Source organism: Dyella sp. (assembly GCF_035685885.1).
GTDB lineage: Bacteria > Pseudomonadota > Gammaproteobacteria > Xanthomonadales > Rhodanobacteraceae > Dyella.
Map to the genome: position 1 here is coordinate 24,590 of NZ_DASRZX010000042.1, position 14,595 is coordinate 39,184.

Here is a 14,595-nt window from a genome sequence, read left to right on the forward strand (position 1 = left end):
TGAAACGGGTTCAGGGCTTGTCGCGGAGCGCTTTCAGCACGCGCTCCAGGTAATCGCGAAGCTGCTCGCGTTCGGTCGCATCCAGCGCCCGCTGCGCGGCTTCCAATACACGGTCGTTGCACGGCGTCATCTGCCGCCAGGTGGCGTCGCCCAGCTCCGTCAGCTCGATGCGCAGGGCACGGCGATCCTGTTCATGCGGTTGGCGCCGAAGCAGGCCACGGCCTTCCAGCTGGTCCAGCTGGCGGGTCATGGCGCCACCATCCAGCTCCACCGCACGGGCCAGTTCGCTGGCCGACATGGGCCCGATCAAGGCCAGGCGCTTGAGGATGAGGAACTGGGTGAAGCGCAGATCCACGCCGGACGCCTGCAGCTCGGCTTCCATGGCGCGGACCAGCTCGCCGCGGACCAGGCCGATCAGGACGCCGATGCTGTCCTGCTGGTAGGAAATGGAGGCGTGGGAGGGGCTCATAGGACGCGCATTCTATTGCCGGAAAAATATTTGTCAAGGCAAATATATGACAGGCCTATTTTGTCCAGGCAAAAATATCCCGTTATCGCGGCAGGGTCGCCAGCTCGTCCTCCAGCCAGTTGCGCAGGGCCGGGTTGCGAAGCTCGAACAGCTCGAACACGCCCAGGGCATGCAGGGTGGGCAATAACGCCAGCAGTCTTGGCTCCATGGCCTGCCGGGCCGCTTCCGGGGTGCTTGGGTCCAGCATCTGGTGGGCGCAGGCCACGAAGGCCTCCAATGGGGCCGCATGGTTATCCGCGCCGGGCACACGAGCAAAGATCGTCGACATGGTCAGGCTCTCTCCCTGGGAACACTTGCGTGCTCCGCTTGCTGAAATAAGGACGCGTTCAGGCGTGCGGGCGTGACAGCGCCAGATCAACCGGCCAGAGGTCACGGGTAGAGAAATCTCGGACGGCGGGCACGAGAACGACGCGTGGAGCGAATGTTTTTCGACACCGCGAGCGGCGGCAGCGGTGGGGGACAGGCGAGCATGTTAGGCACGGCTGGGAAATGCTGTTAGCGTTATTTGGTCAAACTTTGTCGAGAACCGGCCATGGGCCATATCGCGGAAAAGGACGAACTCCAGTTCCATGCGCTGATCGAGCGCGTCGATGGACCTTCGTTGATTGCCTACTGGACCGAGGGCGAAGCGGCCAGCGAATACAACGAAACCACCCGCGAATACGGCTGGCATACGCACTTGCGCGGGCAGCTGTACTGCGTGGAAAGCGGGCTGGTGCACGTGCGCACCGCGCAGGGCTCCTGGCTGCTGCCACCGCACCGCGCCGGCTGGATGCCGCCCGGCGTGGAGCACACCGTCACCCTCAGCGGCGCGATGAGCGGATGGGGCGTCTTCGTGACCCCGCCCGAATGCGGCTGCCTGCCCACCGAGCCTTGCGTCATCGGCGTCACCGAGCTGATGCGCGCGTTGGTGCGCCGGGCCAGTTCCTGGCTATGGGCCACCGAGCTGGACGAAAGCCAGGAACGGATCACCGCCGTGCTGCTGGAGGAAATCTGCCGCGCCCAGCGCGAACCGCTGCACCTGCCAATGCCAGTGGACCGCCGCGCGCTGCGCATCGCCGTATCTCTGCTCGAACGTCCGGAAGACAACCGCAGCCTGGAGGAATGGGCCGTCTGGGCAGGACTCTCGCCACGCAGCCTCAGCCGCCTGTTCCGCAGCGAAACCGCGTTGAGCTTTGCGCAGTGGCGACAACTGGCGAGGTTGTCACGAGGCCTGGAACGACTGGCCGATGGCGAAGCGGTCTCCGCGGTGGCCGATGCGCTCGGCTACGCCAGCGTCAGCGCCTTCGTGGCCATGTTCCGCAGGAGCTTCGGACAACCACCTGCGCGTTACTTCGCGACGCAAACGGCTGCGTAGCCTCTCGCTCTCAGGTGTAGGAGCGTACCCTGTGCGCGATCGCCTTGGGCCTCGGTCTTCATGGAATGCTGGCCGAGCGCTTGTCTGCGTAAAACGCTCCGCTGGACCAGGAGCAAAAGACACTGCGCCAGGCTTCGGTTGCCAGCACTCGCCTTGCCGACATTAGTGCGCAGGAACCGGGGCGAAAGGCGTTCGCGCACGGGGTGCGCTCCTACAGAAGAACGCGCGAGCGGCACGATTTCACCGCCCGCGCCTCACAACCCTCTCCCCACGCTTGGGGAGAGGGTCAAATCAAATTACTGCTTCACCGGCTTCACATACGTATTGAACAATTCGTCAATGCGTCGGTATTCGTCATGCCACGAATCGGGATGCACGAAGCCATGCCGTTCCATCGGATACAGCGAGATCCAGAAGTTGCTCTTGTGCAGCTCGATGAAGCGCTGATACATGCGCACGGTGTCGCTGGCCAGCACGTTGTCATCGATCAGGCCGTGCTGCATCAGCAGCGGATCCTGCAGCTTGTCGGCGTACTGGATCGGCGAACTGGCCGCGTAAGCCTCCGGATCGAGCTGCGGGTCGTTGAGGATGTTGGAGGTGTATTCGTGGTTGTAGCTGGTCCAGTCGGTGACCGGACGCAGCGCGGAGCCTGCCGCGAATTCACCCGGCGCGCGCAGCAATGCGATCAGCGTCATGAAACCGCCGTAGCTGCCGCCGTAGATGCCCACGCGCTTGGGATCGACGCCGCGGTTCTTCACCAGCCAGGCCTTGCCGTCGAGCAGGTCTTCCAGTTCCGGATGGCCCATCTGGCGATAGATCGCTGTGCGCCAGTCGCGGCCGTAGCCTTCGGACGCGCGATAGTCCATATCCAGCACCACATAGCCTTGCTGCACCAGCAGGTTGTGGAACATCTGTTCGCGGAAGTAGTTGGAATAGCTCAGCGTGACGTTCTGCAGGTAGCCCGCGCCGTGCACGAAGATCACGGCAGGACGCGAAGCGGCGACACCGGCATCGGTCGGGCCGTAGTACTTCGACCAGATGGTGCCCGCACCATGCGTGGACGCCACGGGCACGATCTGCGGCTGCAGCCACTGACGCGCGGTGAATTCCGGCTTCATGGTGTTGGTGAGTTCGCGCGGCGTGCCACCAGCGGCATCCTGCACGGCCAGCTGCGCCAGCACATAGGGCGAGGAATGCAGCACGGCGAGCTGGCGGCCATCAGGCGAAAGCGCGAAGTCGTCCATGCCCTGGTACTGCGTGAGGCGGGTCAGCTCACCGCCCGCGCTGGGCACGCGATAGACGTCATAGCTGTACGGCGCGACCTGGTTGGTGCGCAGGTAGAACCACTGGCCGTCTTCGCTGAGCACCGGATGGCTCACTTCGAACTTGCCATTGGTCAGCGCCTTCGCCTTGCCGCCAGGTGATTTCGCATAGAGCTGCGAGTAGCCGGTTTCTTCGCTCAGATACCACAGCGTGCGACCGTCCTTGAGCCAGCCGAAATCGTTGAAGTTCCAATTGATCCACGCGTTGTCGGTGAGGCGGTGCTGTGGCACCAGCGCGTGCTTGTCGAAATCGACGCTGGCGATCCAGCGATCCTTGTTGTCGATGGCGCGCATCTGGATGGCGAGGTTCTGGCCGTCCTCGCTCCACACGATGCCACCGCCACCGCCGTCGTCGGCGCTGGAGACAATGCGCACCGCGCGCACGTCCGGCGCCTTCAACGCCTTGGCCTCGTCACCCTTGCCGTCCTTCTGCAACGCGGCGATGGTCCTGGCGCGGATGTCCTTGAGCGGGTCGTCCTTGATGCCCGGCAGGCTGTCGGTCTTGAGCGGATAGAACTTGGCGGCTTTCAGGTCCACCAGCACCAGCGATTGCGGCTCGGGATCGTCGCGACCCACATAGCTGCGCGTTTCCTGCTGCTCGGCATAACCCGATTCGGTGACGTAGTGGGTGAGCTCCGGGCGCTTGCCGCCCTTGGCGCCCTTGGGCTTGGTGACCACCAGCATCCAGCGGCCGTCGGGCGACAGCTCGGTGTCGGCCGGCTCGCCGCCTTCGCCCAGATACACGGGCTTGGGGGCGCGACCCGGATCGGCGGCGATCAAGGCGTCGTCATTGGCGCGCTGGGCATCCTTGTCCGACTTGTTCTCGCGCAGCGACTTGAACATGGCCAGCTGCTCGCGGCCCAGCGCATCAGGCTGCTTGGCTTGCGGGTCGTCCACGAAGCGCAGCACCGCGGCCGGCGCGCTCACGCCGCTGGTCATGTCGTATACGAACCAGTTGTTGCCCTGGCGATACTGCAGGCCGCGACCGTCCGTCGAGAAGCGCGGCGAGGATTCGCTTTCGGTGGTCTGCGTGACCTGCACGCGGCGCCCGCTGGTGAGGTCCACCAGGAACACGTCGCCGTGGAAGATGTAGGCGGCGTGGCGATGCATACGGTCGTAAACCGCCGGGCCCTCGGCCTGCGCCATCGCGGCCGGATCGAGCTTGACGCTCTGGCCAGTGGCAGGATCAACGCGATACAGGTCGCGCACCTTGCTGCCGTCGCGCTTGAGCGAGTAGTACAGGCTGCGGCCGTCCACGCTCCAGTAGGGCGATTCCACCGCGGCGCCGATCCATTCCGGATTGGCCATGATGGTTTCCATGTCCAGCTGGGCCCCGGTGGACGGAGGCGACAGCGCCGCCGCAGGCAGGGCAGCAAGGGCGGCAAGGCCGGCGAACAGCATTCGGCGCATGGATGGCTCCACAGTCAAAAGGGCGCAGCATAGCGGCGACAGCGCGCGTGGCAAGCGCCGTTGGTACGGGTTCAAAGTAGCCGCCTAGACAGCTAGTCTTGGGGTTTGGCCTGGCCGCCGCGCTTCCCCGAGCGCGCAGCGCTGGCGCCCGAAGCAACTTGTGCATCCGCCACGGAAGGAACACGGTGCCCATGTCATACACAGGCAAACACTGGCGCAGGAAAGCGCGCGTGCCTATCACCACGGGCTTTGGATGGACAGGTGCCATGCGTCCTGTCGGCTGAGGTACGGGCTGTGCGTTGTGTGAGTTTCGTGGCGCGCCAACAGGCGGCCTCCCCCGGAAACCCCCTTTTCCCCGGCAGAAACCCCTCATGTCGCTTCCCACCGTAGAAATCGAAACCTCCGCCAAGCCGACCCACAGCGTGATCTGGCTGCACGGCCTGGGCGCGGACGGCAACGACTTCGCGCCCATCGTTCCCGAGCTGGTATCGCCCGCGTGGCCGGCATTGCGCTTCGTGTTTCCGCACGCACCGGTGCGCCCGGTCACGGTCAACGGCGGCATGCCGATGCGCGCGTGGTACGACATCGTCGGGGTGGACCTGGTATCCCGTCAGGACGAAACCGGCATGCGCGCATCCATCGCCAGCGTCGAGTCGCTGATCGCCCGCGAAAACGAGCGCGGCGTACCCACCAACCGCATCCTCCTGGCTGGCTTCTCGCAGGGCGGCGCCATCGCGCTGGCGGGCGGCATGCGCCATGCCGATGCGCTGGCCGGCATCATCGCGCTGTCCACCTACCTGCCGTTGCAGCCGTCTTTCGCCACGGAACGCAGCGCCGCCAATGGCGCCACGCCGATCTTCTGGGGCCATGGCACCGGCGACCCGATCGTGCCGCTCACGCGTGGCGTATCCTCGCGCGACCTGCTGCAGTCGCTGGGCTACAGCGTGTCCTGGCATACCTATCCGATGCCGCATTCGGTCTGCGCCGAGGAAGTGGCGGACCTGCGCGCATGGATGACGGCGCGACTGGCTGGCTGAGCGATCCCTCGCAACACCTTCACCTCCGTCGTTGTGGCGCCTGCCCCTTGGGATGCGCCGCAATGACCGTCGGGGACAGATCGCAGAACCCCTTCCACGCTTGCGGCATACTCCGCCGCATGAGGGAGTCCACCCACGAACCGCACGCGCCCCGCCGCGCCGAGCGTCACCCGCTGCCGGATTTCTGCAGCCTGCCGGTGATCTTCGCGCTGCTGGTCGTGGGCGCGCTCACCGTCACCGTGATGTGGCTGGCGCCCAACAACAGCCACGGCTGGCGCGGCTTCAGCGTGAGCATGCTGTTCGCCTGCTGGCTGGCGCTGGTGATCGGCGTGGCCTTGTGCAAGCTGCGCCCAGTGTTGCAACGCCTGCCCGGCAACCTGCCCTATGCCGGCGTGTGGCTGGTGATGGTGCTGATCGTGGCCGGCAGCAGCGCGCTGGTGCACTGGATGGACCAGGCCATGCAAATGGAAATGCTCCGCGACAGCACCGGCGATTTCGCGCGCAACAATACGCTGATCGCCGCGCTGCTCGGCGCCGCGATGCTGCGCTACTTCTACCTGCTGGGGCAGTGGCAGACACGGCTGGCGGCCGTATCGCAGGCGCAGGTCGCGGCGCTGCAGGCACGCATCCGACCGCACTTCCTGTTCAACAGCATGAACACCGTGGCGGCGCTGGTGCGCGTCGATCCCGCCGCCGCGGAACGCACGGTGGAAGATCTTTCCGAATTGTTCCGGGCCGCGCTGGGCGAACACAGCACGCGCGACGGCACGCTGGGCGAGGAACTGGGCCTGGTGGATCGATACCTCGACATCGAGCAGCTTCGCCTGGGCGAACGACTGCGCGTGCAACGCCAGCTGGACGACCTGCCCGCCGACTACCCGCTGCCGCGCCTGCTGCTGCAGCCACTGGTGGAGAACGCCGTGCGCCATGGCATCCAGCCGTTGCGCGAAGGCGGCGAGGTGATCCTGCGCGGCCACTGCGTGCGCGAAGGCATCGTCATCGAGATCGACAACCCGCTCGCCACGCAGCCCACGCCCGCGGGCCACGGCCATGGACTGGACAACGTGCGCCAGCGCGTCGCCTATCGCTATGGCGCGCGGGCACGTGTCAGCGCCGGCCCGGAAGGTGAGCGTTTCGTGGTGCGACTGCAACTTCCCGGATTGGCCGATGCGCGTACTGATCGTTGATGACGAACCTCTTGCGCGTGCACGCCTCGCCGCGCTGCTGGGCGAATGCGGCGATGTCGAAGTCGTTGGCAACGTCAGCGATGGCGAAGCGGCGCTCGGCGCGCTGGGCGAATTGCAGCCCGACGTTCTGTTGCTGGACATCAACATGCCCGGCTTGAGCGGCACCGCTTTGGCGCAACGCCTGTCCGGTCGCAAACGCCCGCTGGTGGTGTTCTGCACGGCCTACGAAACCCACGCGTTGCACGCCTTCGAGCTTGGCGCCGTCGATTACCTGCTCAAGCCGGTGCGTTTGGAGCGGCTCAACGAAGCCTTGCAGCGCGCGCGGCAGCGCCTGGCGGAAATACCCCGCGACGCCATCAGCTACCTGCACGGCCGTCTGCGCGGCGAGCAGGTGCGCGTCGCGCTCAACGACGTTGTGTGCCTGATCGCCGAGGAAAAATACGTCCTCGTCCAGCATCGCGGCGGTCAGCTGCTGCTGGAGGAATCGCTGCGGCAGCTGGAAGACTCCCATCCCGACACGCTGGTCCGGCTACACCGTAATTGCCTGGTGCCATCGCAACGGCTGGTAGGGCTCAGGACACTCAGCGACGGCCGCGTGCTGGCCCGCCTGAGCGGCACCGACATCACGCCGGAAGTCAGCCGGCGCAACCTGCCGGCGCTGCGCAAGCTGCTGCGCATGAATTGACGCGGCGCGCGCGATGATCAGCGCGCGACCAGGATTGCCCGGCAGTACGCCATCGATCTGTACCGACTCCTCGATCAGCCGGCGGATGGACGCCTGCTCCAGCGCAACGCGGCCTGCGACGGCACGCTTCAGCTCGCCCACTGCGTCCTCCGGGCAATTACGCGACAATGCGAGCCCCCGACGACGCCCAGCGCCGCCCTCACGAGACCACCATGACGCCATCCATCTTGCGCATCGCCACCCGCAAAAGCGCGCTTGCCCTGTGGCAGGCCGAGCACGTCGCCGCCGAACTGCGCGCCGCGCATCCCGGGCTGATGGTCGAGCTGGTGCCGATGTCCACGCGTGGCGACGAGATCCTGGACAAGCCGCTGGCCACCATCGGCGGCAAGGGCCTGTTCCTCAAGGAACTGGAAGTGGCCATGCTGGAAGACCGCGCGGACCTCGCCGTGCATTCGCTGAAGGATGTGCCGGCCGAACTGGAACCGGGCTTCACGCTGCCTGCCATCCTGCCGCGCGCCGACGCCGCCGATGCGTTCGTCAGCAATGACTACGCCGACCTGGCCGCGCTGCCGCTGGGTGCCCGCGTGGGTACCTCGTCGCTGCGTCGCCAGGCGCAGCTGCGCGCGTTGCGGCCGGACCTGACCCTGCTGGACCTGCGCGGCAACGTGGGCACGCGCCTTTCCAAGCTCGATGCTGGGCACTACGACGCCATCCTGCTTGCCTGCGCCGGCCTCGAACGCCTGGGTCTGGCCTCCCGCATCCGCAGCCGCCTCGCCACGCCCGATTGGCTGCCTGCACCAGGCCAGGCCGCCATCGCCATCGAGGCACGCAGCGACCAACCCGCCGTGCTCGACCTGCTGGCGGCGCTGGACGATGCGCAGACGCGCCTGGCCGTGACGGCCGAACGCTCCATGAACCACGCCCTGGGCGGCAGCTGCACGGTGCCGGTGGGCGCATGGTGCACGGTCACCGAACATGGCCTGCATCTGCGCGGCATGGTGGGCGATGTCAGCAGCGGACGCCTGCTGGTGGCCGAGGCGGATGCCGAAGGCGACCAGGCCGAAGCTCTCGGCGAGCGCGTGGCCGCCGCGCTGTTCGAGCAGGGCGCCGGCCCGCTGCTGGATCGCTGATCCAAGCAATGGCTGCAACTGCAGGAGCGCACCCAGTGTGCGAAAAACCGATCCCTGTGCAGATCCGGCGCAGCGATGACGCCGCACCGCCATTCGCGCGCCGGGTGCGCTCCTACAAAGACGAGCGCGCTGCTTAGAAGTTGTAAACCAGGTTCGTCGTCAGCAGCGTGTCGCTGTTCTGCGTGCCCGGCTGCACATCGCTGTTGTAGCGGATCTGGTAGCCGAGCTTGAGCGCCATCTTGCGCGTCATGCTCACCGACAAGCCGATGTCGTTCTGGTAGTACTTGTTCTTGGAACCCGCTTCCAGCAGCAGCGTGTCTTCCAGCGAGGTGTTGTCGGTGAGGCGGTACTTGTAGTTGATCAGGCCGCGGCCGACCACTTCGTTCTGCGAATCCTGCTTGACCTTCACCGTCTCGCCATTGACCGTCTCTTCCAGATCGGCCGGGCGATATTCCTTGTAACCGGGGCCGGCTTCGAAGGACAGCTCGGTGCTCTCGGTCTTCAGCGCGATGTAGCCGTAGCCGATCGACACGATGCCCTGCCAGATGTTGGCGCCAAAGTCGTCATGCTCGTAGCGCGCGGCGGTCACGATGTAGCTGCGCGGGTCGAGCTTGTAGCCCACCGAGGCGCCGGCGTCGTAACGGTTGGCGGTGGTGGTGAGTTGGTCGACCGAGTTGCCCTGCTGGTCCACCACTTCCACTTCGCCCTTGGAGCGCAGGCCGTTGAGGAAGAAGTTGTTCTTCCACAGGTCGTTTTCCTGGCTCAGGCCGAGCTTGGCGTTGGCGTTCTCGGAACGGGAATTGCCATGGGCGGAGGCGAAGCCGAATTCGCCCGAACCCGTCCATCCGCCGTTGTCTGCCGGATTGCTGGCCGGCGCGTCGTCGGCCTGTGCGCCAAAACTCACCAGCGCTGCGAGCAAGGCGCCCGCCATCAGGGTCTTTTTCATCAGATTCATTCCATTTTTGTTAAATAAAAGCAGGGCGCCACCTTAACGAGGTGGTTTGAACTGCCAGTGAACCACGCCTCTCGTAAGTCTCTGAGATTGGCGCCAGGAAGCCATTTAGCGGCTATGGGGGAAGGGCCGCCAGGGCTCCATCATACAAAGTCAGCTCGATCCCCATGCCGACCAGGCAGCTGACGGCGGCCACGGCCGCGATCATCAGCTGCCCGCCGCCGTAGCTGGAAAGCAACAGGGCAAGGCAGGGCACGGCGTAGCCCAGCAGGGCGGCCAGGTATCGACGTGGCGGCAATTCGTAGCGGGCACCGGCCCCGTCTGCGCGCACCAGTACGGATTGCCAGCGCATGTTCTCGATGAGTCCACGCAGCAGCGCCAGCATCAGCAAGCCGACGATCCATGCCGTGGGATGGCGGTTCGCATCGTCGACATCCTGGCCCACCACGCACAGCCACAACCACAAGCCGCCACCGTAGGCGGCCGAGATCACGCGGCTGAGCGGCAATTGCGTGGCGAGCTTCACGTCCATCCCGGGTGCACGCCGCCGCGCGTCGGCATGCGAGGTCAGGATAAGGCTGCCCAGACTGCACACCGCCAGCAAGGCGCCCGCCAGGCGCGTGGCCCAGAAGGCGTTGTCGCCTCGCACCAGCCCGGCGAGTGCCAGCACCGGCAACAAGGTGCCCAATGCCGCGAGTGCATCCGCCGTCGGCCAGGATCCATGGCGGATCACCCAGCCATGCCAATGGGGCATCCAGCGCGAATGCAGGCACGCAGCGATCAATCCCACACCCGCCAATGCTGCGCCCATGGCCAGCGGCACCAGCACGTCGCCACGGCCTTCGGGAAATGCGCCGACGGCAAGCGCGAGGCCGCCCAACATCCAGAGGCCAAAGCCGTCAAATCCGGCGACCTGCAGCAAGGTCGCCAGCAGTCCGGCCCGACGGGCGGGTGATGACCCGCCGCCATGGTCGAAGACGGCGTGCTGCTTGATGGCGCGGCGCTGCTTCATGAGTTTTCTGTCTTTTGTGCGTGAAGGCGGGATCATGGGTGCATGACTGCTGCGTGATGCCCTGAACTTCCGCCGTCCAATGTACTTGCGGCAGTGGCCGACGGTGCGCATGCTACGCGGAGGCTGCCGTCGAAAAGCATTTCATGGATCGTTACGAGCGCATTCTTACCCTGCACCGATTGCTGAAGTCGGCGCATTATCCGGTGCCCCTGCCGCGCCTGATGGACGAGCTGGAATGCTCGCGTGCCACGCTGTATCGCGACGTGGCGTTCCTGCGCGACGCGCTTGGCGCACCCATCGAAAGTGCGGGTGGCGAACATGCTGCCTTCCGCTATGCGGTGGGCGAAGGCGAACGCTTCGAGTTGCCTGGCCTGTGGCTGACCTCCGACGAACTTGCCGCGCTGCTCGCGCTCAATGAACTCATCGGTCGCAGCGGTCCTGGCGTACTTGCGGGTGCGCTCGCGCCATTCAAGGCGCGCATCGAGCATCTGCTGTCCGACCAGGGCACCGGCAAGACCTTGCCGATCGAACGCATCCGCGTCATTGCATGGGGCGAGCGCAAGCTCGACCAGCAAGTGTTCCGCGTGGTGGCCGGCTCGGTGCTCGAGCGCAAGCAGCTGCGCTTCCGTTATCGCGCACGCACCACCAATGCGGACAGCCATCGCAAGGTGTCGCCGCAACGCCTCACGCACTATCGCGACAACTGGTACCTGGACGTGTGGGACCACGATCGCGAAGCGCTGCGCAGTTTCGCCGTGGACCGCATCGCCGAACCACAAGCGCTGGACGAACCGGCGCACGATGTTCCCGAGCAGGAACTCAATGACGCGCTGGCGTCCAGCTACGGCATCTTCGCCGGCAAGCCGAAAGCATGGGCCACCTTGCGCTTCTCGCAGCACGCGGCGCGCTGGGTGGCCGACGAGCACTGGCACTCGCAGCAGAAGGGCGAGTGGCTGCCCGATGGCCGCTATGAACTGCAGGTGCCGTACTCCAACTCCAAGGAACTGCTGATGGACGTGCTCAAGTACGGTCCGGATGCGGAAGTGGTCGCGCCGCTGTCGCTGCGCGAGGAAATGAAGATCCAGCTGCAGCTGGCATTGGGCGGCTACCAGCAGCCGCCACGCTGAAGCGTGGCCACGGCCTTCATGGAATCCGTCATCCCTGCTCACGCCGGGATCCGATGGCGTCGGGATGGGTTGTTGCATAACGACAGCCTGGCCTGGCCTGCAACGCAGAGGCGCTTGCGAACGAAAAGACACTGGATGCCGGCCCGCATCGGGGCGACGGAATCGTTTCGCCGATCGCCTTGCGAAAGTTCCGGCGCTTGCCATTGCGCCATGACGGCGTGAGGCTAGCGACGACCCTGGCCACTTCCTGCAGTCCATGAGCCTTACCAACATCGCCGAATCCTCTGCTCTTCCCGCGGAAACCAACGCCATCCGCAAACCGACCATCGCGCTGGCACTTGGTTCCGGTGGCGCGAAAGGCCTGGCGCACATCGGCGCCATCGAAGAGATCGTGGCGCAGGGCTACGACATCGTCGCCATCGCCGGTACCTCGATGGGCGCCCTCATCGGTGGCGTCTATGCCATGGGCAAGCTCGATACGTATCGCGACTGGGTGTCGGCGCTGGCCAAGATGGACGTCCTCAAGCTGGTGGACTGGACGTTCTCCGGCGGCGGCCTGATCAAGGGCGAGCGCATCATCGAAACGCTGCGCGAACTCATCGGCGATGCGCGCATCGAAGACCTGCCGCTGGCATTCACGGCGGTGGCCACCGATCTCGATCGCGAGCGCGAGGTATGGCTCACGCGCGGCCCGCTGTTCGATGCGATCCGCGCATCCATCGCCATCCCCACCGTGTTCCGCCCGCATACGCTGTCCGAGCGCCGGCTCGTCGATGGCGGCCTGCTCAATCCGGTGCCGGTCACGCCGCTGATCCGCGAGCCGGCGGATTACCTGTTCGCGATAAGCGTGGACGGTCCGCCGGATGTGGTTACACCCGAGGAAGTACCTGCCACGCCCACGGGAGATCCGGACAGTTATCGCGCGCGCATCGGCGACTTCATCGGGCGCCTGATGCCGCTTGGTGGCGACAAGCCGCGCGAGCCGGGCATGCTCGAACTGCTCACGCAGTCGATGGACCTGATGCAAGCCAATCTTTCCCGCCTGCGCCTGGCGGCGTACGAGCCGGACTTGTTGATCCGCCTGCCGCGCAACGTGGCGACCATCTACGAGTTCTATCGCGCGCGCGAACTGATCGAGCAGGGTCGCCTGCAGGCGCGCAAGGCGCTCGCCGAATGGCGTCCGAACTACCGGGTCAATGGCCTTCGCGAGCCTTGAGCTGCGCGTCGAGATAGTTTTTCAGCGCCACCGCGTTGTTGTGGTCCTCATCGCGCGCGCCGTAGAGCAGGGTGATGCGTCGCCGCGATGCCTTGGTCACCAGCGGTTGCCAGAATTCAGCCGCCGCATCCAGTTCACTGGCATAGCGATGCCGGAAACTCTCCCAGCGCGCAGGATCGTGCCCGAACCATTTACGCAGCATGGAAGACGGCGCGAGCTCCTTGGTCCATGCGTCCAGCCCCGCGTCTTCCTTCTTGAGTCCGCGTGGCCACAGGCGATCAACCAGCACCCGATAGCCGTCCGTTGCGGCGGCAGGGTCGTAGACGCGCTTCACGGCAATGCTCATGGACAGGCGACCTCCCGGAACGAAGATCATCAGCGCCCCGCGATGAAGAATGCGTCGAAGCCCCAGCACTTCCATGGGCATGCCGGCGCGTTATTTTTCTTCCTGAGCGCCTTTCTCTAGGAGCGCAGCCTGTGCGCGAGAAACCCTTCGCGTAAGCGAAGGATCCGCAAAACAGGTCGCCGCTGCCTTTACGTCATGCCGAAGTCGCGCCTGAGGTGCGCTCCTGCGGCCACGAGCAGCTCTTCAGATCTCTTCGACCTGGGTGACCTTGCCGCGACGCATCAGCCACGCCACGCCACGCAAGTCCGCGACGCCCACCCACAGGCGATCGAGCATGCCGTACTTGGATGTGCCCGCGGTGCGCGGACGATGGCCGACCGGCACGCTGGTGCTCTGGAAACCCGCACGCTTCACCAACGCGGGCAGGTAACGGTGCATGTGGTCGAAATAGGGCAGGCGCAGGAACACCTCGCGGTCGAACAGCTTCAGGCCGCAGCCGGTGTCGGGCGTCGAATCCTTGAGCATGCGCGAGCGCACCGCGTTGGCGACCTTGGAGGAGATGCGCTTGTTGAAACTGTCGCGACGCGTAGTGCGCCAGCCGGCGAACAGGCGCACGTCGGCCGCCGCCTTGTCGCGCTCGGCGAGCAGCTTGGGAATGTCGGCCGGATCGTTCTGGCCATCGCCGTCCAGGGTGGCGATCCACGGCGACCGCGCAGCGCGCACGCCATTCCACACGGCCGTGCTCTGCCCGCTGCGGGTCAGGTGCCGCACGATGCGCAGCTCCGGATACTTCGCCTTCTCCGCGGCAAGCACGGCCACGCTGTCGTCGCTCGAGTCGTCATCCACGTACACGATCTCGAAATCGGCCTTGCCCCGCAGGGCAGTGGCAATCTCGGCGAGCAGCGGCGGAATGTTGTCGCGCTCGTTGAACACCGGCACGACGACGGACAGTTGGGGCATGGGGAAGGCCTTGTCTGGAATGGAGGGCGCCTGGCGCCAGGTCGCCATTCTAGTGGCTGGAGGGCTTGGCGTCAGGCGTTATTCCGGCCGTGGGAGTTGCCCCCCTGTCCGAGATGCCCAGGCCGCCCATCAACGGGAACCTACCTGTAGGAGCGCACCCAGTGCGCGGATGCCGTTCGCCCCGGTCTTCACGGCATGCAGGCCGAGCGCCACCCTTCGCTTGTCGGTAGACCGCTTGCGAGGGTGGTGCGAATGGGACTGGGGTGAACAGTATTCGCGCACTGGGTGCGCTCCTACAGTGGTAGGTGGGGCTGTTGCGAGTCCG

General features: G+C 65.6%; 14 protein-coding genes. 7 read left to right on the forward strand and 7 right to left on the reverse strand.

Annotated features, from left to right (window positions below; genetic code table 11):
• Positions 1-10: 10 nt before the first annotated feature.
• Positions 11-382, reverse strand: a complete 372-nt coding sequence (locus tag VFG49_RS05150) for a MarR family transcriptional regulator (RefSeq protein ID WP_324858458.1) — start codon at positions 380-382, stop codon at positions 11-13.
• Between the two features lie 169 nt (positions 383-551).
• The gene (locus tag VFG49_RS05155; protein WP_324858445.1) at positions 552-797 is read right to left on the reverse strand and encodes a hypothetical protein; all 246 of its coding nucleotides are present in this window, start codon (positions 795-797) and stop codon (positions 552-554) included.
• A 264-nt stretch (positions 798-1,061) separates the two neighbouring features.
• Here VFG49_RS05155 and VFG49_RS05160 point away from each other — a divergent pair, with 264 nt between their 5' ends.
• A complete protein-coding gene (locus VFG49_RS05160; protein WP_324858446.1) occupies positions 1,062-1,886 on the forward strand; it encodes a helix-turn-helix transcriptional regulator in 825 nt (274 codons plus the stop codon).
• A gap of 296 nt (positions 1,887-2,182) precedes the next feature.
• Here the strand turns inward: VFG49_RS05160 and VFG49_RS05165 are convergent, their stop codons facing one another.
• Positions 2,183-4,618, reverse strand: a complete 2,436-nt coding sequence (locus VFG49_RS05165; RefSeq protein ID WP_324858447.1) for a S9 family peptidase — start codon at positions 4,616-4,618, stop codon at positions 2,183-2,185.
• 371 nt (positions 4,619-4,989) lie between these two features.
• On the opposite strand from VFG49_RS05165, the gene VFG49_RS05170 reads away from it, so the two are divergent.
• The 4 genes from VFG49_RS05170 (at position 4,990) to hemC (ending at position 8,657) form a co-directional block, all read left to right on the forward strand.
• Positions 4,990-5,655 carry a carboxylesterase gene (locus VFG49_RS05170; protein ID WP_324858448.1) on the forward strand — a complete coding sequence of 222 codons (666 nt, stop codon included), beginning with the start codon at positions 4,990-4,992 and terminating at the stop codon, positions 5,653-5,655.
• 119 nt (positions 5,656-5,774) lie between these two features.
• Positions 5,775-6,842, forward strand: a complete 1,068-nt coding sequence (locus VFG49_RS05175; RefSeq protein WP_324858449.1) for a sensor histidine kinase — start codon at positions 5,775-5,777, stop codon at positions 6,840-6,842.
• Positions 6,823-7,527: a LytTR family DNA-binding domain-containing protein gene (locus VFG49_RS05180; protein ID WP_324858450.1), complete on the forward strand. Its 705-nt coding sequence runs from the start codon at positions 6,823-6,825 to the stop codon at positions 7,525-7,527. The genes VFG49_RS05175 and VFG49_RS05180 overlap by 20 nt, the downstream gene beginning before the upstream one ends.
• A 212-nt stretch (positions 7,528-7,739) precedes the next feature.
• Entirely contained in the window at positions 7,740-8,657 is a 918-nt protein-coding gene (gene hemC, locus VFG49_RS05185; RefSeq protein WP_324858451.1) for a hydroxymethylbilane synthase, read from the forward strand.
• A 133-nt stretch (positions 8,658-8,790) separates the two neighbouring features.
• Here hemC and VFG49_RS05190 read toward each other — a convergent pair whose 3' ends face one another.
• Positions 8,791-9,603 (reverse strand): DUF481 domain-containing protein, encoded by an 813-nt coding sequence (locus VFG49_RS05190; protein ID WP_324858452.1) that lies wholly within the window; start codon positions 9,601-9,603, stop codon positions 8,791-8,793.
• A 121-nt stretch (positions 9,604-9,724) separates the two neighbouring features.
• A complete protein-coding gene (locus VFG49_RS05195; RefSeq protein ID WP_324858453.1) occupies positions 9,725-10,621 on the reverse strand; it encodes a hypothetical protein in 897 nt (298 codons plus the stop codon).
• A 143-nt stretch (positions 10,622-10,764) separates the two neighbouring features.
• Between VFG49_RS05195 and VFG49_RS05200 the strand changes: the two genes are divergently transcribed.
• Both VFG49_RS05200 and VFG49_RS05205 read left to right on the forward strand, forming a co-directional pair.
• Positions 10,765-11,748 carry a YafY family protein gene (locus tag VFG49_RS05200; protein ID WP_324858454.1) on the forward strand — a complete coding sequence of 328 codons (984 nt, stop codon included), beginning with the start codon at positions 10,765-10,767 and terminating at the stop codon, positions 11,746-11,748.
• 256 nt (positions 11,749-12,004) lie between these two features.
• The gene (locus tag VFG49_RS05205; protein WP_324858455.1) at positions 12,005-12,964 is read left to right on the forward strand and encodes a patatin-like phospholipase family protein; all 960 of its coding nucleotides are present in this window, start codon (positions 12,005-12,007) and stop codon (positions 12,962-12,964) included.
• Here VFG49_RS05205 and VFG49_RS05210 read toward each other — a convergent pair.
• Positions 12,942-13,310, reverse strand: a complete 369-nt coding sequence (locus VFG49_RS05210) for a DUF488 domain-containing protein (protein ID WP_324858456.1) — start codon at positions 13,308-13,310, stop codon at positions 12,942-12,944. The genes VFG49_RS05205 and VFG49_RS05210 overlap by 23 nt on opposite strands.
• Before the next feature lie 243 nt (positions 13,311-13,553).
• On the reverse strand, positions 13,554-14,270 hold the full coding sequence (locus VFG49_RS05215) for a glycosyltransferase (RefSeq protein ID WP_324858457.1): 717 nt from the start codon (positions 14,268-14,270) through the stop codon (positions 13,554-13,556).
• Positions 14,271-14,595: the final 325 nt, after the last annotated feature.